Annotated in this window: 18 protein-coding genes; 8 read left to right on the top strand and 10 right to left on the bottom strand. The window is 46.2% G+C overall.

Annotated elements, in window-relative coordinates; genetic code table 11:
* Positions 1 to 194 precede the first annotated feature (194 nt).
* Positions 195 to 1865 (top strand): asparagine synthase B, encoded by a 1671-nt coding sequence (asnB, locus tag OO016_RS13335; protein ID WP_266014972.1) that lies wholly within the window; start codon positions 195 to 197, stop codon positions 1863 to 1865.
* Between the two features lie 102 nt (positions 1866 to 1967).
* Here the strand turns inward: asnB and OO016_RS13330 are convergent, their stop codons facing one another.
* The gene (locus OO016_RS13330) at positions 1968 to 3416 is read right to left on the bottom strand and encodes an SLC13 family permease (RefSeq protein ID WP_266014969.1); all 1449 of its coding nucleotides are present in this window, start codon (positions 3414 to 3416) and stop codon (positions 1968 to 1970) included.
* A gap of 230 nt (positions 3417 to 3646) precedes the next feature.
* Between OO016_RS13330 and gyrB the strand changes: the two genes are divergently transcribed.
* Entirely contained in the window at positions 3647 to 5587 is a 1941-nt protein-coding gene (gene gyrB / locus OO016_RS13325; RefSeq protein WP_266014966.1) for a DNA topoisomerase (ATP-hydrolyzing) subunit B, read from the top strand.
* Between the two features lie 72 nt (positions 5588 to 5659).
* Positions 5660 to 6664 carry a DUF6588 family protein gene (locus tag OO016_RS13320; RefSeq protein WP_266014964.1) on the top strand — a complete coding sequence of 335 codons (1005 nt, stop codon included), beginning with the start codon at positions 5660 to 5662 and terminating at the stop codon, positions 6662 to 6664.
* Between the two features lie 89 nt (positions 6665 to 6753).
* Here the strand turns inward: OO016_RS13320 and OO016_RS13315 are convergent, their stop codons facing one another.
* Positions 6754 to 7125, bottom strand: a complete 372-nt coding sequence (locus tag OO016_RS13315) for a hypothetical protein (RefSeq protein ID WP_266014961.1) — start codon at positions 7123 to 7125, stop codon at positions 6754 to 6756.
* A gap of 297 nt (positions 7126 to 7422) precedes the next feature.
* Here OO016_RS13315 and mdh point away from each other — a divergent pair, with 297 nt between their 5' ends.
* A complete protein-coding gene (gene mdh, locus OO016_RS13310; protein WP_266014957.1) occupies positions 7423 to 8349 on the top strand; it encodes a malate dehydrogenase in 927 nt (308 codons plus the stop codon).
* Positions 8350 to 8570: 221 nt separating this feature from the next.
* Positions 8571 to 11522: a protein translocase subunit SecDF gene (secDF, locus tag OO016_RS13305; RefSeq protein WP_266014955.1), complete on the top strand. Its 2952-nt coding sequence runs from the start codon at positions 8571 to 8573 to the stop codon at positions 11520 to 11522.
* A 129-nt stretch (positions 11523 to 11651) separates the two neighbouring features.
* On the opposite strand, the gene OO016_RS13300 is transcribed toward secDF, so the two are convergent.
* The 6 genes from OO016_RS13300 to folE all read right to left on the bottom strand — a co-directional run bounded on the left by OO016_RS13300 (position 11652) and on the right by folE (position 16983).
* The gene (locus OO016_RS13300) at positions 11652 to 12911 is read right to left on the bottom strand and encodes an ATP-binding cassette domain-containing protein (protein ID WP_266014953.1); all 1260 of its coding nucleotides are present in this window, start codon (positions 12909 to 12911) and stop codon (positions 11652 to 11654) included.
* 40 nt (positions 12912 to 12951) lie between these two features.
* Positions 12952 to 13449 (bottom strand): DUF192 domain-containing protein, encoded by a 498-nt coding sequence (locus tag OO016_RS13295; RefSeq protein ID WP_266014951.1) that lies wholly within the window; start codon positions 13447 to 13449, stop codon positions 12952 to 12954.
* 12 nt (positions 13450 to 13461) lie between these two features.
* On the bottom strand, positions 13462 to 14424 hold the full coding sequence (gene lgt, locus OO016_RS13290) for a prolipoprotein diacylglyceryl transferase (protein ID WP_266014949.1): 963 nt from the start codon (positions 14422 to 14424) through the stop codon (positions 13462 to 13464).
* A 130-nt stretch (positions 14425 to 14554) separates the two neighbouring features.
* Positions 14555 to 14779, bottom strand: coding sequence for a membrane protein insertion efficiency factor YidD (gene yidD / locus OO016_RS13285; RefSeq protein ID WP_266014947.1), 225 nt, complete (start codon positions 14777 to 14779; stop codon positions 14555 to 14557).
* Positions 14780 to 14804: 25 nt separating this feature from the next.
* Entirely contained in the window at positions 14805 to 16286 is a 1482-nt protein-coding gene (gene cysS / locus OO016_RS13280; protein ID WP_266014944.1) for a cysteine--tRNA ligase, read from the bottom strand.
* Between the two features lie 16 nt (positions 16287 to 16302).
* Positions 16303 to 16983, bottom strand: a complete 681-nt coding sequence (folE, locus tag OO016_RS13275) for a GTP cyclohydrolase I FolE (RefSeq protein ID WP_266014941.1) — start codon at positions 16981 to 16983, stop codon at positions 16303 to 16305.
* 136 nt (positions 16984 to 17119) lie between these two features.
* On the opposite strand from folE, the gene OO016_RS13270 reads away from it, so the two are divergent.
* Together OO016_RS13270 and OO016_RS13265 are read left to right on the top strand one after the other, a co-directional pair.
* A complete protein-coding gene (locus OO016_RS13270) occupies positions 17120 to 18928 on the top strand; it encodes a T9SS type B sorting domain-containing protein (RefSeq protein ID WP_266014938.1) in 1809 nt (602 codons plus the stop codon).
* Positions 18929 to 19054: 126 nt separating this feature from the next.
* The gene (locus OO016_RS13265) at positions 19055 to 20467 is read left to right on the top strand and encodes a T9SS type B sorting domain-containing protein (RefSeq protein WP_266014936.1); all 1413 of its coding nucleotides are present in this window, start codon (positions 19055 to 19057) and stop codon (positions 20465 to 20467) included.
* 45 nt (positions 20468 to 20512) lie between these two features.
* Here the strand turns inward: OO016_RS13265 and OO016_RS13260 are convergent, their stop codons facing one another.
* Together OO016_RS13260 and OO016_RS13255 are read right to left on the bottom strand one after the other, a co-directional pair.
* Positions 20513 to 22030 carry an OmpP1/FadL family transporter gene (locus tag OO016_RS13260; RefSeq protein ID WP_266014933.1) on the bottom strand — a complete coding sequence of 506 codons (1518 nt, stop codon included), beginning with the start codon at positions 22028 to 22030 and terminating at the stop codon, positions 20513 to 20515.
* A gap of 36 nt (positions 22031 to 22066) precedes the next feature.
* Positions 22067 to 23404 carry a hypothetical protein gene (locus tag OO016_RS13255; protein ID WP_266014930.1) on the bottom strand — a complete coding sequence of 446 codons (1338 nt, stop codon included), beginning with the start codon at positions 23402 to 23404 and terminating at the stop codon, positions 22067 to 22069.
* Between the two features lie 97 nt (positions 23405 to 23501).
* On the opposite strand from OO016_RS13255, the gene proS reads away from it, so the two are divergent.
* A complete protein-coding gene (gene proS / locus OO016_RS13250) occupies positions 23502 to 24977 on the top strand; it encodes a proline--tRNA ligase (protein ID WP_266014927.1) in 1476 nt (491 codons plus the stop codon).
* The last annotated feature ends 21 nt before the right edge of the window (positions 24978 to 24998 follow it).

The following is a 24998-nucleotide window of genomic DNA, read 5'->3' as shown; positions in this document are numbered from 1 at the left end:
TTTGCCCTTTATAAAGAGTCGTTAAAATTTGACTTGCTTACAATTCTGCAGCGATTTATTTAAATAGCCAAATCTGATCTAATATTTTGTGTGTAATATTAATTTAAAACTTATAAATAGTAATATAAATAATAATAAGTATTTAAATATGTTATATAAAATATGATATTTGACTTTTAAATGAAATTATTTATATGTGCGGAATAGTATGTGCCTTCGATCTGAAGGAGAAAGCAGAAGGGCTTCGGCCCCAACTTTTGGAAATGTCAAAGAAGGTCAGGCATCGTGGTCCTGACTGGAGTGGAATATACGCTGATGAAAATGCCATCCTGGCCCATGAGCGACTTGCAATTGTGGATCCCGCTTCTGGGAAGCAGCCTTTGTTTAGTCCGGATGGTAAGCTGGTCCTGGCGGCCAACGGTGAAATATACAACCACCGTGAACTTCGAAAAGAGTTCGAGGGAACATACGACTTTGCTACACAGTCGGACTGTGAAGTGATCCTCGCCCTGTACCAGAAAAAGGGCGTGGAGTTCCTTGATGAACTCAATGGAATTTTTGGGTTTGCAATTTATGATGCCGCCAAGGACGAGTATTTTGTGGCCAGGGACCATATGGGGATAATCCCCCTTTATATGGGATGGGATAAGAACGGAACCTTCTATGTTGCCTCCGAACTTAAGGCCCTTGAAGGGACCTGCAGCAAGATTGAGCTTTTTCCCCCGGGACACTATCTCCACAGTGGAGATGGCGAGCTGAAGCGATGGTACACCCGTGATTGGATGGGGTACGATGCTGTAAGAGAAAACAAAACCAGTATTGCAGAAGTAAGGGAAGCTCTGGAAGCAGCAGTTCACCGGCAGCTGATGTCTGATGTGCCTTATGGCGTATTGCTTTCCGGGGGGCTGGATTCTTCTGTAACCTCTGCCATTGCCAAGAAATTTGCCCAGAAAAGGGTAGAGTCCGATGATAAGGTGGATGCCTGGTGGCCCCAGTTACACTCCTTTTCAGTAGGCCTGGAAGGATCGCCGGACCTGGCTGCTGCACGCAAAGTGGCAGACCATATTGGAACGGTTCATCATGAAATCAAATTTACTATACAGGAAGGTCTGGATGCGATCAAGGATGTGATCTACAACCTGGAAACCTATGATATCACAACAGTGCGTGCTTCTACGCCAATGTACCTGATGGCCCGGGTAATAAAATCGATGGGGATCAAGATGGTGCTCTCCGGCGAAGGTGCAGACGAGCTCTTTGGTGGCTATCTGTATTTTCACAAGGCACCAGGTCCAAAAGATTTTCACGAGGAAACCGTTCGCAAGCTCAAAAAACTCCACATGTACGATTGCCTGAGGGCTAACAAATCCCTGGCAGCCTGGGGAATTGAGGGACGCGTGCCCTTTCTGGACAAGGAGTTTATTGATGTAGCCATGCGAATCAACCCAAAGGATAAAATGATCAATGGCGAACGTATGGAAAAATGGGTGGTTCGAAAGGCCTTCGAGGATTATTTACCGGAAAGTGTTGCCTGGCGGCAAAAGGAACAATTTTCAGATGGGGTAGGGTACAGCTGGATCGATACGCTCAAGGAGCTGGTAGATAAGGAGGTTAGTGATGAGCAGCTTGCCAATGCACAGTATCGTTTTCCTATACAGACCCCGACTTCAAAGGAAGAGTATTATTACCGTGCTATTTTCGAATCTCATTTTCCCAGTGACGCAGCGGCGCTGTCAGTACCCCAGGAGGCTTCTGTGGCCTGTAGCACGCAAATTGCACTGGAATGGGATGAGGCATTCAAGAACATGAACGATCCGTCTGGAAGGGCAGTGGCACAGGTGCATGAAGACGCCTATGTAAAATAAATGGGACACAGCCTGTTTAGGGCTGCAAATATTTCAAGCAGTTTTTAAGTTAGTCGCAAGGGAGTATTCAGGGATGGGTACTCCTTTATTATTCCAGGACCGCTAAGCCAGCCATGTATAGATAAGTGACACGACAACTGTAATCACAATGGGGGCCATTAATCCAAGGCTGATACCTCCGTATCGGAAATCTCGCTGAACCAGCTTGCCGGTGCTGTATGCAATGGCATTGGGAGGGGTTGAAATTGGCAAAAAGAGCGCGGCAGAAGCACATAAACCTATTACCAGTGGCAAAACAACCGGGTTTTTGAATGTAAGTATAATCCCGATGGGTATAAGTATGGTAGCCGTTGCGGTATTGCTCATAATATTTGAAAGTACTACGGTCAGGAAGCCAAAGCACAGTACAAGGACATAGAAGTTGAGGTCAAATTCCTGTATTTTTTCCACATAGAAGCTAGCCAGTCCGGTTTCCTTTATGGCAAGGCCCAGGGCCAGTCCACCCGCTACCAGCATCAGGGTATCCCAGGGTAGTTTTCGCACGTCGTCCCCACTAATAATACCAGACATGGTTAGCAGGATAATGGGCAGCAGGGACACAACGGAGGCCGGTATACCATGAACATTTTCTGTTAACCATAATAGTAAAGTAAGGCCCAGAACGGCCAGCACAATCCTTTTTTTAATCCGCTCAAACTTATAGATGCTAGCAGGATCGTCTGTTTCCTCTTTTTCCAGTTCAATTTGCACTTCCTTTACCTTGGGGATATATCGGTTGGAAAGCAGCAACCAAAAAAGGAATGTAAAAAGTATGGCCAGAGGGAAACCAACCATCATCCATTCCAGAAAACCGATGTCTACCCCATTGTTATTAAGGGCCTCAACAGCCACTGCATTAGGGGGAGACCCTATCAGGGTCCCCATACCGCCTATGGAAGCTGCTCCGGAAATACCCAGCAATATGGCTTTGGAAAAGGGTGAATTTTTGTCGAGTGTCTTCACAAAAGGCATCACAGAGGCAATCATCATGGCTGTCGTTGCCGTGTTGGACATGATCATGGAGAAAAGTGCCGTCGTGAGCATTAGCCCAAGCAGGATAAATTTGGGTTTGGTGCCAAAACGGGATATGGATAAACGGAAAACCAGTCGATCCAGTTTGGTTTTGCTCATGGCCTCTGCCATAAAAAAACCGCCAAGCATTAACCAGATCACACTACTGGACCAGGAGTTGATATATTCTATGTAGTGGGCCTGCACGTTTTCAGGATCTACCTCGGAATAATAGCTGTTCATAGCGAAAATCAGAAAACCGAAGACCAGGAGCCCGACGGCAAAAGGCGGAATGGCCTCTGTAATCCATAAACCAACAGCGAGGAACAGCATAAAAAGCACATAGATCTGGGCCTGATCCATGACAGGTTCGTAAAGGGCGTAGGTAAGCGCAAAAGAGAGGATGATACTGAGCAGGAAGTAAATGATCTTGCTCTGGATATCTACCACTTTCTGTATATGAGGCATCAGCTTCAGCGACGCCGTTCGGGAATCAGCCATTAGAAAATTATTAGCAGGTTTTCCGCTTACAAATGTACAATTCAAAAAGAATGGAAAACCTAATAAATGTCATAGAGTATCCCGAATTCTGATTAAGGTGAAAACACTGCTAAATTGTTGTTAAATTGTTGATAACTTCGGACCTTCAAATGTCAAGCAAACGTATATTATATAGGTGATTGCGTATATTTGTTGGATTGCAAAATTGCAGGCTATAAACGTAAAATTTTATGAGCGAGGAACTTAAGAAGAATAATTACGGGGCAGATAGTATTCAGGCACTTGAGGGTATTGAACACGTGCGGATGAGACCCTCCATGTATATCGGTGATGTTGGGGTAAGAGGCCTTCACCATCTGGTATACGAAGTAGTAGATAATTCCATTGATGAGGCCATGGGCGGCCACTGTGATACTATAAGCGTAACCATCAATGAAGATAACTCTATAACGGTTGAAGATAACGGTAGGGGAATACCCGTAGGACTCCATAAAAAGGAAGGGGTCTCTGCCCTTGAGGTTGTGATGACCAAAATCGGTGCAGGAGGGAAATTCGACAAGGATTCCTATAAGGTATCAGGGGGACTCCACGGTGTGGGTGTTTCTGTGGTTAACGCCTTATCAGATAATCTGAAAGCCACCGTGTTCCGGGAGGGGAAGATATGGGAACAGGAATACCAGCGTGGAAAAACCTCCTATCCCGTTAAAAGTATTGGGGAATCTGATAAGACGGGGACTATAGTAACATTCCATCCGGACGCGCAGATCTTTACCCAAACTATAGAATACAGCTATGAAACCCTGGCCAACCGGATGCGTGAACTGGCTTATCTCAACAAAGGGATTACCATTACTATTACCGATACGCGCCAAAAGGATGATAAAGGTGAATTCTTGTCAGAGACCTTTCATTCAGAGGAAGGGCTCAAGGAGTTTATAAAATTCCTGGACAGTAACCGTGAGCCACTTATTCAGAACGTGATTTCCATGGAAGGGGAAAAGAATGACATCCCTGTGGAAGTGGCTATGATCTACAACAACAGCTACACGGAAAACCTGCATTCCTATGTAAACAACATTAATACGCATGAAGGGGGGACTCACCTTTCCGGATTCCGAAGGGGTCTGACCACTACCCTCAAAAAATATGCAGATTCTTCCGGTATGCTGGATAAGCTCAAGTTTGAAGTGTCCGGTGATGATTTCCGCGAAGGACTAACCGCTATCGTTTCGGTTAAGGTGGCTGAGCCTCAGTTCGAGGGCCAGACCAAAACCAAGTTGGGTAACCGCGAGGTATCATCTGCAGTAAGTCAAGCGGTTTCCGAAATGCTCACTAACTACCTGGAAGAGCACCCGGACGATGCCAAGATGATCGTACAGAAAGTGATCCTTGCTGCTCAGGCCAGGCATGCGGCTACCAAAGCCCGGGAAATGGTACAGCGCAAAAGTGTTATGTCCGGCGGAGGTTTACCCGGAAAACTTTCTGATTGCTCCGAACAGGACCCTGCAAAATGCGAGGTATTCCTCGTAGAGGGGGATTCTGCGGGAGGTACGGCAAAACAGGGACGGGACCGTAATTTCCAGGCCATCCTTCCACTGAGGGGTAAAATTCTCAACGTGGAAAAGGCCATGCAGCACAAAGTGTTCGAAAATGAGGAGATTAAGAATATCTACACAGCCCTGGGGGTAACCATTGGAACGGAAGAGGATAGCAAGGCGCTGAACCTGGAAAAATTGAGGTATCACAAGGTGATCATCATGTGTGATGCGGATGTGGACGGAAGCCATATCGAAACCCTGATACTCACTTTCTTCTTCCGGTATATGCGGGAATTGATAGAAAACGGGCATGTTTATATTGCCACCCCACCACTTTACCTGGTTAAGAAGGGGAACAAGAAACGCTATGCCTGGAACGACAAGGAACGCGATGAGATCGCAGAATCCTTTGGTGGAAGCGTGTCCATACAACGCTATAAAGGTCTGGGGGAAATGAATGCAGAACAGCTTTGGGATACTACCATGAATCCTGAGTTTCGTACCCTGCGCCAGGTAACCATCGATAATGCCACTGAATCCGATCGTATCTTCTCTATGCTTATGGGCGACGAGGTGCCTCCGAGACGGGAATTTATTGAGAAAAATGCCGTATATGCGAACATTGATGTATAGGAATTGTGCCTTACACAACAAAAACTCGCTCCCATGGGGCGAGTTTTTTAGTTTTAGGAAAAATATTACAAAATGAAACGGATCTTATTTTTTCTATTTATTGGCTTTTCAGCCTGTGGTTTTGCCCAATCGAACATCAATGACCTGCTGGCAGCGGGAATAGATGATGCAGAACAGTACACCAATGACTACCTTGCTCCAACCCTGGAGGCTTCTATCTACAGCCTGGGTGGCAGCTGGTACAATACTGCGGATGCCAAGCCCCTTGGGGGATTTGAAATATCGGTTGTGGGTAACCTGTCGTTTTTCGGAAACAAAGACGACAAAAAATCTTTTGTTCTGAATACTGCCGATTACCAGAACCTGCAGTTTACAGATGGAAGCACTTCTAAAACGGTTTCAACAGCTCTGGGCGACATTCAGGGTGTGCAGGTTTTTGTTGAAGATGAAACCGGCCTGGTACGGGCAGATTTTGAGCTGCCTTCCGGACTTGCTGCAGAAGACATCAACTTTATCCCTTCAGGATTCCTTCAGGCCAGTGTTGGTTTAATTAAAGGTACAGAGGTCAAGGCGCGTTTTCTTCCTAAAATAGAAACAGATGATGTTTCCCTGAGCCTTTTTGGCGTTGGGATACAGCATGAATTTACCAAACACCTTCCTGCAGATAAAATGCTCCCTGTTGCCATATCAGCTGTAATCGGCTACACGCAATTAAACGGGGAATATGATTTTACCTCAACTTCAGTGGTTGACGGCTCAAATCAGCGGCTGGATACCAAGCTTAAAACCTGGAACTTCCAGGCCGTGGTCTCCACGCGTTTGCCTATCATTAACTTTTATGGCGGACTCGGATACCTTTCCGGAACATCAGAAACTGATGTCCTGGGTACCTATGTGGTAACTTCGGGGCCATTTCAGACGACTTACAACGATCCTTTTTCTGTAAGCGCAGACGCCAGCGGTGTTATTGCCAATGTAGGCACCAAATTGAAACTCGGCTTCTTCAGGCTGAATGCCGATTATTCCCTGGGCGAATTCAACCGATTAACCGTAGGAGTTAATTTCGGATTCAGGTAGAAAACAAAAACGTACAGACAACCATAAATGAAAAACAGCCTTCAAATCGAAGGCTGTTTTTCGTAACTATATGGAAAAATTAAGGGGGTTTATTCTCTAAACGCCAGGATATTATCACGTGTGTCTGCCAGTACTTCCCCGGCAGTAAGGTCTTTTCTGACTACCTCCTGGCTCATCATGTCCGTTCCAGGGTAATTGATCGTATATACACCATCCCGGATCTCCCAGTTAAAATCAGTTTTAAAAACAAGTGTATTATTCTCATAGCGGTGGTACCTGCCCAGATATACGTCGTTGAAAATCCATTCCTGACGAACAGCTTCCCGGCTGCTTTCTTCCAACTCGTTTACGTCAAGGCGCGACCAGATTCCAATAACAGGGTCATTGTTTTCTGGTATCCGCGTACAGTTGCTCACAGAAATGATAGCAACTATGGCCATAAGTGAAAAGAACTTCTTCATGTAAGTAAGCGTTGATTTGGGAATTTACTAACGCATTTACGGTGCCCATTATTGTTAAAATTCGATATACTGCACTGAAATTTTGGAATCTTCGTTGAAGCGCACCTTTTTTTAACAAAAAGCAACAGCTGATACCGGTCTCAAAGTGCACTTTGCCTACTGAAATTAATCCACAGTCAGGTAGGCTTTCTTTGGGTAAAAATGCCTAATTTTGTGGCGTTAAAAATCCAGATAAAATGCAGGTTTCAAAGCATTTTAGGGTTGTTGAATAGTAAACCTTTTTAAATCTATAAATACATGAAAGTTACCGTAGTAGGAGCGGGTGCTGTTGGGGCCAGTTGTGCCGAGTATATCGCCATTAAAGATTTTGCATCGGAGGTAGTACTTCTGGATATCAAAGAAGGCTATGCCGAAGGTAAGGCCATGGATCTCATGCAGACCGCATCCTTAAACAGTTTCGATACCAAAATAACCGGAACCACCAATGATTACTCTAAAACAGCCAACAGTGACATCGCTGTGATCACTTCTGGTATCCCAAGAAAGCCCGGGATGACCAGGGAAGAGTTGATTGGTATTAATGCCGGTATTGTCAAAGAGGTGGCTACCAACCTTTTAAAACATTCTCCAGATGCCATAATTATTGTGGTAAGTAACCCAATGGATACCATGACTTATCTGGTTCACAAAGCTACAGACCTTCCAAAAAACAGGATCATAGGTATGGGAGGGGCCCTGGATAGTGCCCGGTTTAAGTATCGCCTTGCCGAAGCCATGGAAGCCCCTATTTCCGATATAGATGGCATGGTCATCGGCGGACATAGTGATACAGGCATGGTACCACTTATCAGGCATGCTACCCGAAATAGCGTTAAAGTATCCGAATTCTTATCGGACGATCGCATGCAGGAAGTGGTGGAAGCTACCAAAGTAGGTGGTGCTACCCTTACCAAACTGCTTGGAACCAGTGCCTGGTATGCACCCGGTGCTGCCGTATCTGCACTTGTACAGGCCATAGCATGTGACCAGAAAAAGATGTTCCCCTGTTCAGTGCTCCTGGCAGGAGAATATGGCCTGGACGATATCTGTATCGGAGTTCCCGTCATATTGGGAAGAAACGGAATCGAGCAGATCGTGGAGATAGAACTCAACGACAAGGAAAAAGCCAAAATGCAGGAAAGCGCTGCAGGAGTAAGCAAAACCAACGGCCTTTTGGACGTTTAAAATAAAGCTGTTATTTTATAAAAAGCACCTTGTCTCAAAGGTGCTTTTTTTATTGGCTGTGGGTTACTATCCCGGTATTTCCGAATTCCTAAACCTGATCTGCCGAGGAATTTAGGCTGGATTTCACCATCCATAAATACGGTAAATATATTGTTAGTTCCTCGTGGAAATGATATATTTGCACGCTATTTACGAATACCATCAACAAATCAAAATAATCCATGCAGAATAAAGGACTCATAAAGCTTTTTGCTTTGCTGTTCGGGTTGGTTAGTATCTATCAATTATCCTATACCTTTTTTACAAGCAAAATAGAATCGGACGCTCAAAAGTTTGCCGCAATGAAAATCCCTTCTTCCGAAGAGGATTATGTGGCCAAGCGGGAAATCCTGGAAGCGAGTTACCTGGATTCAATTGGCAAGAACCCTATCCTTGGTTTTACCACTTATGAAGAGGCGAAAACCAAAGAACTCAATAAAGGACTTGACCTTAAAGGGGGGATTAATGTTACCCTTCAGATTTCCGTAAAGGATATACTGAAAGGGCTCGCGGCCAATACCAAAAACCCCATATTCAACAAAGCCCTGGCCGATGCTGATGCAGCTTCCAAGAATAGTGACGACACCTACCTGAACCTGTTCTTTGAAGCATTCGAAAATATCAAGGGAGACGCCAAGCTGGCTAACCCGGACATATTTGCCAACAAGGGCCTTAGCGATGAGATCAACTTCCAGATGACTGATGATGAGGTTAAACCTATCATCCGGCGCAAGATTGACGAATCCGTAGTTTCGGCCTTTGAGGTACTCAGGGAACGTATTGATGGTTTTGGTGTTACCCAGCCCAATATTCAGCGTGAAGGAAATTCAGGTCGTATCGTTGTGGAACTTCCTGGTGCCCGGGACATTGCGAGGGCACGTGACCTTTTATCCAGTACGGCTCAACTGGAGTTCTGGGAAACCTACGAGCCCAACAACCAGAGCCTGATCAACTTTTTCATACAGGCCAATAACCGACTAAAAGACATTGTTGTTCCCGAAGAGGAAGTAGTCAAGGCAGAATCCGAGATCGATACATTGCTCTCTGATGTAGCTCAGGATTCCCTTGATCTGGCTACTGAAAGAAATCCACTATTTGAAAAACTGCAGCTCAACGGGCCTGGTTTTGCCATAGGTATTGCTGCAATTAAAGACACTGCAGAAATTGGGGGATGGCTCAGAATGCCCGAAATAAGGAGGTTGCTTCCTGCCGATGTGCAATTCACTAAATTTTTATGGGAACGCCCTTCCAAAGGTACTGAGGTTGCCGCCCTTTTTGCCCTGAAGTCGAACAGGGACAATACCCCCAGGATCAGTGGGGATGTGGTAAGCGATGCTCGCGACCAGTTCGACCAGTTTAACCGTCCTTCAGTAGGGATGGATATGAACGTTAAAGGCGCCAAGGAGTGGGAGAAACTTACCAATGAGGCCAACCTTAATAATACTGGTATTGCCATTGTTCTGGACAATAAGGTATATACAGCTCCCGGGGTAACTACTGTTGGGGGAATATCAGGTGGTAGTTCGGAAATAACCGGGACCTTTACCGTCAACGAAACTAAAGATATAGCCAATGTACTCAGGGCTGGTAAATTGCCGGCTTCTGCAGAAATCATCGACTCTTTTGTGGTTGGTCCGTCACTGGGCCAGGAAGCAATTGACAGTGGGTTTATGTCCTTTGTCATAGCGATGATCTTTGTCCTTATCTGGATGATTTTCTACTATGGCAAGGCAGGGATTTTTGCAGACATTGCCCTGATATTCAATATTGTGCTCATCTTTGGGGTGCTGGCCAGTCTTGGAGCCGTACTTACCTTACCAGGTATTGCAGGTATCGTTCTGACCATTGGTATGTCTGTGGATGCTAACGTACTTATTTTTGAGCGGATTAAGGAGGAAATTGCCAAAGGTAAAGGAAAAGGGCAGGCCATTGCAGATGGTTTTGCCAATGCGTTGTCTTCCATTCTGGATGCGAACATAACAACGGGCCTAACGGCATTGATCCTCCTGGTTTTCGGTTCAGGGCCCATCAAAGGCTTCGCCACAACATTGATCATTGGTATCCTCACCTCCCTGTTCACAGCCATTTTTATCACCAGGCTATTGGTAGACTGGTATATCTCAGGCAAAGGGCGCACACTGGATTTTTCAACAGCCATTACCAAGAACCTGTTCACTAATATGGATATCCGATTCCTGAGCAAGAGAAAGGTGGCCTACATTTTATCATTTATTCTGGTAGCTGTGGGTATCTTCTCCTTAACTACAAGGGGATTAGACCAGGGTGTTGATTTTGTAGGTGGAAGAAACTACCAGATACGTTTTGTTGATCCGGTTAATCCAACGGAGATTACCAGTGAATTGACGGAGGTTTTCGGTAGTGCTGCTGCTAAGACTTTCGGAGACGCTAACCAGATCATGGTAAGTACAAAGTACAAGGTAGATGTACAGGGAACTGAAGTAGATGACGAGATCCTGAATAAATTATATACATCACTTCAGAAGTATTTGCCGGATGGAGCTACCTATGAAGATTTCATTCCTGGTGGTACCAATGGGGATATTGGGGTACTGAAATACCGAAAAGTAGGGCCAACCATTGCGGATGATATCAAACAAAACGCAGTATGGGCCATTGTTGGGTCCCTGGCTGTGGTGTTCCTTTATATCCTCCTCCGTTTCCGGAAATGGCAATATTCCCTTGGTGCGGTTGTGGCTGTTTTCCATGATGTACTGTTTGTTCTGGGAGTATTTTCGCTTACCAGCAGTATTATGCCCTTCAATATGGAAATTGACCAGGCCTTCATAGCTGCCATCCTTACGGTGATTGGATATTCCCTGAACGATACGGTGGTTGTATTTGACCGTATCAGGGAGATAGTGAATGAGCGTGGCTGGAAAGGCGGAGCCAACATCAACAACGCACTTAACAGCACTCTTAGCAGAACCCTGAATACCTCCCTTACCACCCTTGTGGTACTGTTGTCTATCTTTATTTTCGGTGGGGAAACACTCAGAGGGTTTATGTTCGCAATGATCGTCGGGGTAGTAATAGGAACTTATTCGTCCCTGTTTATCGCCACACCGGTGATGTACGACACACTGAAAAAGAAAATTCTCAAGGAAGAAAAATAAGAAGAAGAACCCCGGGCAATAACCCGGGGTTTTTTATTCTTATTTGAACGGACTTAATCTTTAGGTCCTATGTGCTGTACAAATCAGAAAGCAGCCGTTTTCTGATTACGCTTGTGCTTGTAAAATACTTTACTTCATACCCGCGCTTGCTTCAATTACTTTTCCTGTTGAACCCTCTTTTCCCGGCGAAAGAATATATGTGAACTGTGGATTTAATCCGGGTTCCGGTCTATGGGAAACAAATACAACGCAGGAGTCTGTAGAGCGCGCTATTTGGTTCACCAGACCTACCACAAGAGTGGCGGCTGTATCATCCAGGCCGGTAGTTGGCTCGTCCAGGATTAAAAGAGGAGGGTGTTTGATCATGGCTCGGACACACATGATAAGCCGCTGCTGTCCCAAAGAGAGTTCATGAAAATACCGTTGGCTCAGGTCTTTCATCCCCAGGAAATCCAGCCATTTCCGGGCCAGCTGCTTTTCTGCGCGGGAAGGTTGTACATAGAGCCCTATAGAATCATGCAAACCGGATATGAGCATATTTTCCAGACTGTGGTATCCCCGGAAACGATCTATCATGGCAGGTGTAAAATAACCGAGCTTCTCTTTTATGTCCCATACACTTTCCCCACTACCTTTCTTATTCCCAAACAGGCTGATATCCTGACCGTAGGCTTTTGGGTTTTCACCGGTTATTAGGGAAAGCATAGTTGTTTTTCCACTGCCATTGGGGCCGCTTAGCTGCCAGAATTCCCCGGATTTGAGTTCCCATGAAACCTGATGGAGGACCGGTTTTTCACCGTAACTTAAGCTTACTTTTTTAAATAACACCAGCGGGTCTGAGACCTGTGCTATAGGATTCAACGGACCAGGCACGGACTTTTTAAAAGGAGCTGTATTTGTAATGGTTTCTAAATAAGAGAGATTATCAATTACCCTTAATTTATCCTCATGGAATACAGCCCACCTGCTGGGAAATGAAAATTGGTCTGTCTTTCGGGTAATAAGCTGAACCAGAGGTATGTCCCGTGCAAGTTTGGAAAGGAGCCCTCTTAACACTTCCCTTGACGCTGTATCCAGGTTATCCAGCGGGTTATCCAGTACCAGGAATTCATTATCCTGTGAAAGCAGATATTCGAGCAGGGCTTTCTTTCTTTCCCCACTGCTCAGTGTGTTGAGATGCTGCCTGCTTCCCGCTGTTAGGAAATTCAGGTCATGCCGTTCCTCTTCCTCAATGAACCGGTCTATTTCGGATTGTGAGAAGAGGCCTCCCTTCATACCTTTCAGGTATTCAAGTTCTTTGGGAAGATCCTGGCCCAGGAGTAATTGTTCGAAAAGCTGTTCGCGATCCGATTCGTTGTCTGCAAATATGGTCCAGTGAACTATGGCCATGGCTACAATCAGGCTGTTTATCCACGAGGGGATTAAGGTTTTATTGCCTGTTAAAAACTATACGGTCACCCAACTGTATTCCCCATTTATCTGAAAGACCGGCGTTTATTTCCAGGACATATTGGACGGGTAATCCCGAGGGTATTCCCGATTCATCCAGTGGGGCAGCGTTTTGCCTGATGTTAACGATATTAAGCCCTTCATCAATAAAAATGATATCCAGGGGGATGAGGGTATTCTTCATGTAAAAGGAATGGAAGGCCACATCAGGGAAAATAAAGAGCATGGCCTGATTGGCTTCCATCTTTTCCCGGTACATCAGACCCGTTTCTATCTCGTAATCCGATTCTGCAATTTCAATCTCCAGTTGGGTTATGAGAGAATCTTTTGTACCCCTGTAAATCTCAAGTTCCCCTTCTTTGCTGAAGGTTATGGGTTCCGTACTGATTGACTTTTTGGGTTCGTCCTTGCAGCTCGAAATAACCGAGAGCGCAACAAGGCATAGAAGAGATACCCTTAGCAATACCATTATGTTCATTTTCAACTGCATCTAGGAGCTGGCCTTTACAGGTTTAAACATAAAGAAAAGACCTATGAGGATAAAAGGGAGGCTGAGCCACTGTCCCGTGGAAAGCAGGCCCAGGGATTCTTCAAACCCTCCCTGGCTTTTCTTGACGAACTCCACAAAAAATCTTACTGTCCAGAGTAGTACAAGGAACAGCCCAAACAGGTACCCGGGCTTATCTTTTTTATCTGTTTTCCAGTATAGGAAATACAGGATGAGGAAAACAAAGATATAGGCAACACCTTCGTAAAGCTGCGCTGGGTGACGGAAAGGAATGGCTTCGAAAAACTCAGCAAATTTCGGGTTAGTCTCAAGGGCTGCATAGGCGGCATCCGGAGTGTTTTCTCCAGTAATTGCCATGACTTTTCCAGCAGGCATATCATCCGAATCCCGGACAAACTTAGTTGCAAAGAGAAAAGAAGCATCTGTGATCTTGCCGTTGATCTCCGAATTAAAAAAGTTCCCCAGGCGCACACAGAAAGCACCGAGGGCCACAGGTATTACCAGGCGGTCCAGGACCCACATCATTTTAAGCTCTTTGTGTTTTCGGCTCAGGAGGTACATCCCAATAATCACCCCAATAGCGGCCCCATGACTTGCCAATCCCGTGAATCCAGTGAATTCGTAACCATTGATAAGCCCAAATAGGGATTCACCGGCTCTTTCCCGAACAGGTAGCAGGATTTCCACTAAATGGTTTTTGTAGTAAGACCAGTCATAAAAGAAAACATGGCCCAGGCGAGCTCCAAGCATGGTAGATAAAACCGTGTAGATAAACAGGGCATCCAGCTGTTTCAAATCCCTTTTTTCATTAAAAAAAATCCGCTTCATGATAAACCAACCTACCACAAAGGCAACAATCCAAAGCAGGTTATAATATTTGATCTGAAGAAAACCTAGTTTGAATAGGGTATCGTCCGGATTCCAGGTAATTCCTAAAAAGTACATAGTCTGTATTTTGCTGGGCTAAGATAAGAAAATAGCTGGCTACGGGTACCCCCTGCTCTGGCTAAAACATGTGAAATTAACGTTTGGAATGGGGAATACTGATGTGTTGCCAAATGGACATCAGGTCAATTCAGGGTACGGGATCGTATCCGCTTCCACCCCAGGGGTGGCAACTGAAAATTCGCTTAATGGCCAGGCCTCCACCTTTCCACAATCCATGTTTCTTAAGGGCTTCCAGTGTATATTGGGAACAAGTGGGGGAATAACGGCAGCTGGGTGGCGTCCAGGAAGAAATGAGTACCTGGTAGGCCCGTACCAGGAAAACAAATGGTGCGATAAGTATTTTTTTTAGCATTCAGGTCCTAATTGTACAGCACCTATCAGCGTGTGCTGAACGTTGTTCCATCCTTGCCATCTTTCAATTGAATACCCAAACCGGCAAGTTCATCCCGTATTTTATCCGAAGTATCGAAGTCTTTGTTAGCCCGGGCCTCGTTCCTAAGCTGGATCAGCAGATTAATAACTCCACTCAGCTGAGAAGAATCCTGGCCCTGTTCGCTGGTTCGTTCCAGGCCGAGTACCTCAAAAATAAAAGTATTCAAAGTGTCTGTAAGCAAGTCCCTGTCTTTCTGACTTATGGTCTCTTTCCCTTGTTTTACAAGGTTTATATGTTTTACTCCCTCAAAGAGGGTTGCAATGAGAATGGGCGTGTTGAAATCATCGTTCATGGCATCGTAGCACTTTTGCTGCCAGTCCTGGTAATCGAATGAAGATTTTTCTGAAGTGGATAAAGAGGCCAATTGATCAAGAGCCTCCATGAGGCGTTGATACCCCTTTTCTGCTGCCAGAAGTGCATCATTGCTCAAATCCAGGATACTGGTGTAGTGTGCCTGCATCATGAAAAAACGCACAACGGCAGGTGAAAACGCTTTACTCAGAATATGGTTATCCCCACTAAAAATCTCTTCAGGTAGTAGGTTGTTTCCCGTTGATTTGGCCATTTTCTTACCGTTCAGGGTAAGCATGTTGGCATGTAGCCAGTACCTTACCGGTGATTGGCCATTGCAGGCTTCTGCCTGAGCGATTTCACATTCGTGGTGTGGAAATTTCAAATCCATTCCACCACCGTGGATATCGAAGGTGTCTCCGAGGTATTTGGTGCTCATGGCAGTGCATTCCAGGTGCCAGCCTGGGAATCCATCTCCCCAGGGAGAAGGCCATCGCATTATGTGCTGAGGCTCGGCCTTTTTCCAGAGGGCGAAATCCTGCGGGCTGTTTTTTTCATCCTGGGATGCCAGCTCCCGGGTGTTGGAGATCATATCCTCTAACTTCCTGCCACTTAGTTTTCCGTAATCGTAGGATTCGTTGAATTTATTCACATCAAAATACACTGAGCCATTTTTCTCATAAGCGAAGCCCTTGTCCAGGATTTCCTTGATGATCTCAATCTGCTCTATGATATGACCCGTAGCTGTGGGTTCTATGCTCGGCGGCAAGAAATTGAATTTATGCAGGATGTTATGGAAGTCAACCGTATACCGCTGTACCACTTCCATGGGCTCCAGCTTTTCGAGGCGGGCTTTTTTGGCGATCTTATCCTCACCCTCTCCGGCATCGTCCTCCAGATGTCCGGCATCGGTAATGTTGCGCACATAACGCACTTTATAGCCCAAATGACGCAGGTACCTGAAAATCATATCAAAAGACATGAAAGTCCGGCAATTGCCCAGGTGTACATTGCTGTAAACGGTTGGGCCACACACATACATACCTACGTAGCCTTCATTCATAGGGGTAAATTCCTCTTTTTTTCCGCTAAGTGAATTGTATACCCTGAGTTTCTGGTTTTCGTACAATGCCATAGGTGTACTCTAGAGTTTAGAAATTGGTGTCCAGGTTGATGTAATCTAAAAACTCCCGCCGAACTCCTTCTTCCTTAAACCTGCCTCCATATTCGGCTGTTACCGTGCTGCTATCCACATCCCGGATACCCCTCGAATTTACGCAAAGGTGTTTGGCATCAATAACACAGGCTACATCTTCGGTGCCCAGGACTTTTTGCAATTCCCTTACTATCTGAATATTAAGTCGCTCCTGAACCTGTGGGCGTTTGGCAAAATAGTCCACAATGCGGTTCATCTTCGAGAGCCCCACAACGGTGCCGTTAGAGATATAGGCAATATGAGCCTTGCCCACAATGGGCAGGAGGTGGTGCTCACAAGTAGAATAGAGGGTGATGTTCTTCTCTACGAGCATTTCCCCGTATTTGTATTTGTTCTGGAACTTTGATGAGCTGGGTTTCTTTTCCGGATCTAAGCCCCCGAATAGTTCCTGTACATACATTTTTGCCACGCGATTGGGTGTTCCTTTAAGGCTGTCATCCTGCATATCCATACCCAGGGTATGCATGATCTCAAACACATGTTTTTGGATGCGTTCGATCTTTTCCTGCTCACTCAGTTTAAATGCATCCTCCCTCATGGGTGTTTCTTCGGAGCTGGACAAATGGTCATTCCCAACCGCCTCAAAACGAGCCTCTAATGTGCTATCAAATTTCATTCGAAATCAATTTTACGAAGAGCAAAGATATACATTATATGGCACTTTATGGCCGGTTTCACGGTGTACACAACATAAATTAGTGTTAACGGAGACCCCGGGTTATTTTTAAATCCAGCCAAATTCGGACCTGTTTATGAAGCGTTACCTGATCATAACGGCAATAGCCTTTTTGTTGGGGGTATTATCAGTATCTGCCCAGATCGCTTCCGATTGTATCAATGCCATTCCTATCTGCAATAATACGCCTGCCAACGGCGGCACTCAGGATTTCGGCATAGATGATTTTAATGGAGCTGCCATGAGCGGATGTTTAGAAAGAGGGTTCCGCCCTGCCATAGAATCCAATTCTGCCTGGTACAGGTTCAGAACAGGGGCTTCCGGACAACTGGGTTTTAATATTGGGTTTGATCCCTCAGAAGACTGGGACTTTGCCCTTTACCTGGCTAGTGATTGCGGAGACTTAGGTGACCCAGTGCGTTGTAATTTTTTCGATAATTCGGACATGCAATCTTATATGGGCGTGGGCGAAGACCCCACTGGAGATACAGACACCTTCCTTTATGATGAATGGCTCGATGTGGAACCAGGCCAGGATTATTACCTGCTCATAGACAATTACAGCAATACCAATTCGGGATTTTCGATACAATTTTCCGGACAGATCTTTGAGACCAACCCTCTGGATGCGCTGGACTGTTCCATAATCAGCAACTTATTGGGGCCACCCATAGCTGCCTGTGATAATGAAACCATCGTTCTGGATGCCAGCGCTGCTGCTGATGCCCTGTCCTTCACCTGGTACAGAGATACCGGAACCGGATATGAATTGCTGCCCGGAGAAACCGGGGCCACTCTGAATCCAACTATTTCAGCTATGTACAGGGTGGAGGTCATTACAACAAGCATGACCAACATCATAAGCGATGTGCAGGTGGCTTTTTCCACCGCTCCAACTGCCTCTCCCATATCGGATGAGGCCATTTGTTCCGAGTTGCAGCCCTTCGATCTCGGCAACAAGGATATGGAAGTGCTGGGGCCACAGGATCCGGCGCAATATCGGGTGAGTTATCACCAGACCCAGAGCGATGCCGATCTGGGTGTCAATGCACTGCCTTTGCAATACAACATTTTGCCGGGGGTACAGCAGGTATTTGCACGGGTTACCAGTGAGGATAATCCCCGCTGTTTTGATGCCTCCCAAAGCTTTGAATTGAATGTGCTGCAAACCCCTGTTCTGGCTTTTCCGGAGGAGGTTTTTATTTGCGAGGATACCGCTGGGGTATTGATAGGGGAAATGGCGCCGCAGGGACACCTCTCGTATTCCTGGGATACCGGGGAGAACAGTCCTGCCATTAGCGTAACCCAGGCTGGAGATTACACCCTGACTGTTACCAATTCACAGGCCGGGGTTGATTGTATATCAACGCGCACGGTATCTGTGGTTGTTTCGGAAACGCCAACCATTGCGGAGGTAATTGTTGAAGATTTACAGCAAAGCAACAGGGTAGAGATAGTTCCCGGACTGTCCGGGAATTTCCAGTACCAGCTCGATGGGGGTCCTGCCCAGGCATCCACCGTTTTTGAAGGGGTAAGCCCCGGGACTCATGTGGTCACAATTACAGATCTTTTGGGTTGTGGCTCGGTGTCTGAGACCATAACTGTGGTAGGTTTCCCAAGCTTCTTTACACCCAATGGGGATGGGGCTAATGACCTGTGGCATATTGAAGGGATTTCCACACTGAATTCACCGGTGGTGGCCGTGTTTGACCGGTACGGTAAACTCATAGTTCAGATAGATCAAAACAGCGCTGGCTGGGACGGTACCTTTAACGGCCGTGAACTGCCCTCAACAGACTACTGGTTCAGGCTTACTTATACTGATACAGAAGGACAGCGGATTGAGGCTAAACTGGTGAGGAACCATTTCTCATTGAGGAGATAGGACTACAGCCTTAATCCATACTTTAGTCATTCGTCGATTTGGCATTCAAATCTCTTTTCAAAATATACTAAACAGGGCCTGGTCGAGTTATTATAGTGTTTGTTACCCGACATAAGCTCCAAATCTATGTTTAAATTCTTTTGTTGCCTGTGTACTGTTTTGTTTGGCTTTGCCTTGCTGAGTGCCCAGAACTCTCCGGATTGCCGCAGCGCCATTCCGGTTTGTGCCGATGCACCCATTGCCGGGATTGCTGATGGTGGCGGCGATATAGACGATTTTGATCCGGACGTGATCAGACAAACCGGTTGTCTGGAAAAAGGGAGTGTAAGTTCGGCTAATATAGAGAATAACACCTCCTGGTATGTATTCAGGGCCGGGACAGACGGAAGAATTGGTTTTGACCTGGAAGCACTGCCTTCACCCGGGGGCATAATTACGGCCGAGTGGGATTTTGCCCTCTATGGCCCGGATGTAGATTGTGGAAGCATCAGCAATGGATCGGCGCAACCTATTCGCTGCAACTATGAAGTAAACAACACCCGATTTACCGGGATCGGAGTGAATCCTGAAAACGGACAGGTGGGTGCACCATCCCTTACCGGGAACCTGAACACCTATGACGAATGGATAGATGTTAGGGCCGGTGAAGTCTATTACCTGCTCATCAATAACTTCAATACCAACTTTAACGGCGACCCAGAGAATTATATCCTGACCTTTACAGGGACTTCGGTAGATGCAGACCAGAACACGGCCCTGGATTGTACCCTTAGAGATGAATTCCTCGGGCTGGATATCGTAGCCTGTGAAGGAGATCCCGACATCGTGCTAAGCGCTCTAAATTCACCTGCAGGGCCTAATATTTCGAATGTTACCTGGGAAGTTGACACTGATGACGACGGAAATATAGATGCAGTTCTGGCTTCGGGACCTGCAGAAACTACCTATACGGTCAGCAGCCCAAATTCAGGTCGGTATTATGTTACCATAGACGATACATTGGGAGGTACCATTACAGACAATATCCTGATCACCTTTTACGGGATTCCCGTCCTGGACCGGATTGATGTGCTGGATGACCTTTCGGATAATAATACCATTGAAGTCTTTGTACAGGGCAATGGGAACTATGAATACGCTTTGAACGGGGGGGAATTTCAGGATTCACCCATCTTCGAAGATGTTCCCCCGGGACAGAATAACCTGGTTATCAATGATAAAAATGGATGTGGAACTACCAATCCCATCCCTTTCCTCGTAGTGGGGTATCCCAAATTCTTTACTCCGAATGGGGATGGCATTCACGACGCATGGAATATCCTGGGTATAGAGACGCTGACAGATCCTGTGGTCTTCATCTTTGACCGCTATGGAAAACTACTCAAGCAACTGGACGAAACAACCGTTGGCTGGGATGGAACTTTTAACGGAAGGCCTATGCCTTCTTCAGATTACTGGTTCCGCCTGGAATATGAACGGGATGAAGGAGGAGTCCTGGTTGCCAATACCATTCGTACTCACTTTTCATTGGTTCGATAAAAAAACCCGGCAATCGCCGGGTTTATATTTGTTGTAGATAATGTCCTAGAAGTTAATGGTGTACGCTAGTGTAACATTAGTGTTTACACGGTTCACGCTGGCTGCATTGTTAAGCCCCACTGTAAATAATTGCTCGTTTACATCCTGCTCACTTCTGCTGAAGGCAAGGTCTAACCGGCTCGCTCCGAAATTGTATCCAATACCACCGGAATAGGCTGTCAAGTCGCCAATTCCTCCGTTGTTTATCCCGCCATCTGCGAACGGACTTTCTTCAAATCGATAACCTGCTCGAAGGCTTACCTTGTCAATGCGGTATTCTCCACCAATCCTGTAGGAGGAAACTGTTCCCAATTCAGAAGCGATGAATTGATTTTCAGACGAAAAACTAGGATCTGAAACTGGTCTTAGTTCGGCCTGAGACATGTCCTGATAGCCATAATCAAAACTGAGAAGGCCTTCTTTGCCAAATACCAGTGCAACACTACCAGTTAATTTACCAGGTGTTTTTATGGTATATCGTTCAAACAGATTCACGATGTTGAAGTCAATGAATCCAATTTCGCTATCTGCCAGGTCCGAGTCTATACGCTGAGAGGTATCATCGGTTAGCCTGTACCAGGTAGGCGACTGATAACTACCACCAACTCTTATGTTTTCATTCAACTTGGCTATGGCACCCAGGCTGAAAGAAAATCCAGTCCCTTCGGTACGCAACAGATTGTCAAAGTTTACAAACTGTATGGGGGAGGCAACATCGTATCCACTTTCTGTAAACTCCTTGTATTGATCATAAAGAACAGTGTGAAAATTTAGGGCCGCACCCAGATATAAATTATCCTTGTATTGTGATCCCAATGCCAGGCTGAATTTACTGTTAAAGCCACTTGTCCTCAAGAGGTAATCCTGGCTAACCTGGCTGTACTGTGCATTGGAAACATAAGCGGTATTATTGTTGTCATCCGGGTCTACAGGATCTATTACTCCGCCGTAATAGCCGAGGAAGGTCTGTTGATCCAGGAAGCCCAGGCTGGAACCAATGTCCAGATAGGCCTCTTCAATAAATTCACCGTCACGAATCAAGATAGAACCAAAGGGTACACCCTGTGCTGCGCTAAGGAAATAATTGTCTATACCTTGCGGACTGTTTCCGCGTATTACGATATCATTGTCAAAATTCTCAACCATATCGTAATTAAAGGCCAGGGCTACTTTTTTCCATTCGCTGTTGTCATTGTTTCGAAAAACGAATACCCCACCCAACTGGTTTATGTCCCAAAAACTATTGTTTATGGCAGTTGTGGAATTAAAATAAGTAGCCTCGTTGTCCCGGTTGAAGTTGGCGCCGGTTATTCCAAACAAACTGTTGTTGAACACTGCAACACCCGCCGGGTTGATATTAAGTGCCGAAAGGTCGCCTCCAAGGGCTCCAAAAGCACCTCCCATTGCCTGGAAACGAGCGGTTCCCTGAAGGTCTTCTGTGCTGTAACGCAGCACATCATTGATATTCTGAGCTGAGGCGCCAATGCATACCAAAGCCAGGAGTAAATACAAATACCTTTTCATCTTGCTATATATTATGATGTTAGAATGTTAGGCTGATTAATTCCTTCTGCCGCCACCCCGGCTGCCTCCTGAAGACCTGCTTCCACCCGAAGACCGGGAAGAACCACCTGAACTTCTGACACTACCGGAACTACGCGAGCTGCCTCCTGAGCTCCTGCTGTAACCTGAGCTTCTGGAACTGCTTCCCGAGCTCCTGTACCCGGAACTTCTTGAGCTTGAGGATCGACTTCCGGAACTTCGATAGCCCGAAGAACGGCTGCCAGAACTCCTGTAACCTGAGCTTCTGCTCCCAGATCGGTTGTATGAGGAACTTCTTGAAGAGCCACTGTAAGTGCTTCTGCCAGACCTGGCTGTAGTGCCTCTGCTACTTCTGTAGCTGCTATTCCCAGGGGTATTTCCCCGATACGAGCGGTATGTGTTTGATGACCTGTTGTATCTTGGATTTGCCCTTGTGCTTCTGCTACTCCTGTAGGCCCTGTTTCTTTCAATGGCATCTGCGCTTACGCTCCTTCGGGAAGACAGGTTGCTTCTGTAGCTTCTGCTCCTGTTTATAGCACTACTTCTCGTAAGGTTAGAACGACCACTGTTGCTGCGGTATCTGGTACCATCATTCAGGCGTGAAGAAAGATTAGACCTGCCCCTAAGGTTATTGGCTGCAAGAGTGTTGCGATCATAGAAGCCACGTCTGCTCCTGTTGTAGGACCAATTGTATCCGCGGCCATAATACGCATAATAGGGATAGCCGTAGTTCCAGCCCCAGCCCCAGTTCCAGCGGTTCCAGCCCCAGCTGTTCCAACCCCAGTAGCCTCCCCAGCCCCAGTTGTTCCAGCCCCAGTTGTTCCAGCCCCAGTTGTTCCAGCCCCAGCCCCAGTTGTTCCAGCGGTTCCAGCCCCAGGTATTCCAGCCCCAGCCCCAGAAAGGATCGGCCCAACCCCAGTTGTTCCAGCCCCATCCGTTGTTAATGAAGTTTATAGTTACATTACTTGGGTTGTCGCCCCATCCACCATAACCGACGTAATCATTGTTTTGGTCAAAATAATTGGTTTCCTGGTCCAGATTGAGACTATCGTTCTCTACTCCACTGTAATAGGCATCTACATCAGTGAAGACCTCGCTCTCCATGATGTCATTAATTTGATCCGCTTTCTGTCCAAAATAATCCTCGTAGATCCCATCTTCAGCCTGTACAGGTTGAGGTTGGGTTCTTTGCTGAACCGATCGCTCAGGAGAGATACGATAAGGACTTTGGGCATAGATTCCGTCATTGTCGTAATAGGAAGCCTGCTGGTAAGATCCGCAGGAAACAGCAAATATTCCCAGTGTTACCAAAAGGGCTATACGACGAATTTTCGGTTGGGGTAGTATATGCATCATGGTCGTAAATTTATATTGTTGAACATTTTAAAAATAGTTAGTTTTACCGAACTATTTTTGTTAATAAGGTCACAATATTTGTGCCAAACTATAATTGATGGGAAAAAATCTAACCAAGAGGAGTGAGGACTATTCCAAATGGTACAATGAATTGGTGATCAAAGCCGATCTTGCCGAAAATTCGGGTGTCCGCGGGTGTATGGTGATCAAACCCTATGGTTTTGCCATATGGGAGAAAATGCAGGCAGGGCTGGACAAAATGTTCAAGGATACCGGGCATGAAAACGCTTATTTCCCCCTGTTTATACCTAAGTCGTACCTGAGCAAGGAGGCCAGTCATGTGGAAGGATTTGCCAAGGAATGTGCTGTAGTGACACACTACCGCCTAAAAAATGCGGAGGATGGGTCCGGAATTGTGGTAGACGAAAACGCAAAGCTGGAAGAAGAGCTTATTGTCCGTCCTACGTCAGAAACCATTATTTGGGATACTTATCGCAAATGGATACAGTCTTACCGGGATTTGCCCCTGTTGATCAATCAGTGGGCCAACGTGGTCCGCTGGGAAATGCGAACCCGTCTCTTTCTTCGTACTGCAGAGTTTCTCTGGCAGGAAGGGCATACCGCCCACGCTACCAGGCAGGAAGCCATAGAAGAGGCAGAACTAATCCTGAACCTCTACGCCGAATTTGCTGAAAAACATATGGCTGTGCCCGTAATCAAAGGGACCAAAACCGAAAGTGAGCGTTTTGCCGGGGCAGTAGAAACCTATTGTATTGAAGCGCTTATGCAGGACGGGAAAGCGCTTCAGGCTGGAACCTCCCATTTTTTAGGGCAGAATTTTGCCAGGGCATTCGACGTTAAATTTGCCACTAAAGAAGGTCAGCAGGAACACGTATGGGCTACGTCCTGGGGGGTGTCGACCCGACTAATGGGGGCTCTGATCATGACGCATAGCGATGACAACGGGCTGGTTTTGCCACCGGTACTGGCTCCCATACAGGTGGTTATCGTACCTATCTATAAGGGGCTTGAAGTGCTGGAGGCCATTGATGAAAAAGTTGCGCCTCTGGTGGAAGCTCTTCGAGACAAAGGCATATCCGTTAAATACGATAACAGGGATACCCATAAGCCTGGTTTCAAATTCAATGAATACGAACTTAAGGGTGTGCCTGTGCGATTGGCCGTAGGCCCTCGTGATCTTGAAAACGGGACTTATGAGGTGGCCCGAAGGGATACGCTGCAAAAGGAAGTTGTAGCTGCAGATGCTGTTGTGGAACACATCTCTGGCTTGCTTGATGATATCCAGCAGAATCTTTACAACAAGGCGGCAGCATTTCGGGACGACCGCATTACCAGGGTTGATGACTACGAAGAATTTAAGAATATTCTCGAAAACAAGGGAGGGTTTATAGCCGCCCACTGGGATGGTACAGCCGAAACTGAGGAGCGTATCAAAGAGGAGACCAAGGCAACCATAAGATGTATACCGCTGAATGCTGCTAAAGAGGAGGGAAGCTGCATACTGACGGGGAAACCATCACAACGCAGGGTGCTATTTGCCAAGGCGTATTAAAGCTTTCAAAAAATAGGATTT

The sequence above is a fragment of the Lentiprolixibacter aurantiacus genome, from assembly GCF_026241225.1.
GTDB classification, from domain to species: Bacteria; Bacteroidota; Bacteroidia; order Flavobacteriales; family Flavobacteriaceae; genus Lentiprolixibacter; species Lentiprolixibacter aurantiacus.
The sequence above is the reverse complement of the archived record's forward strand: the minus strand, read 5'-3'. Positions and strand labels throughout refer to the sequence as shown.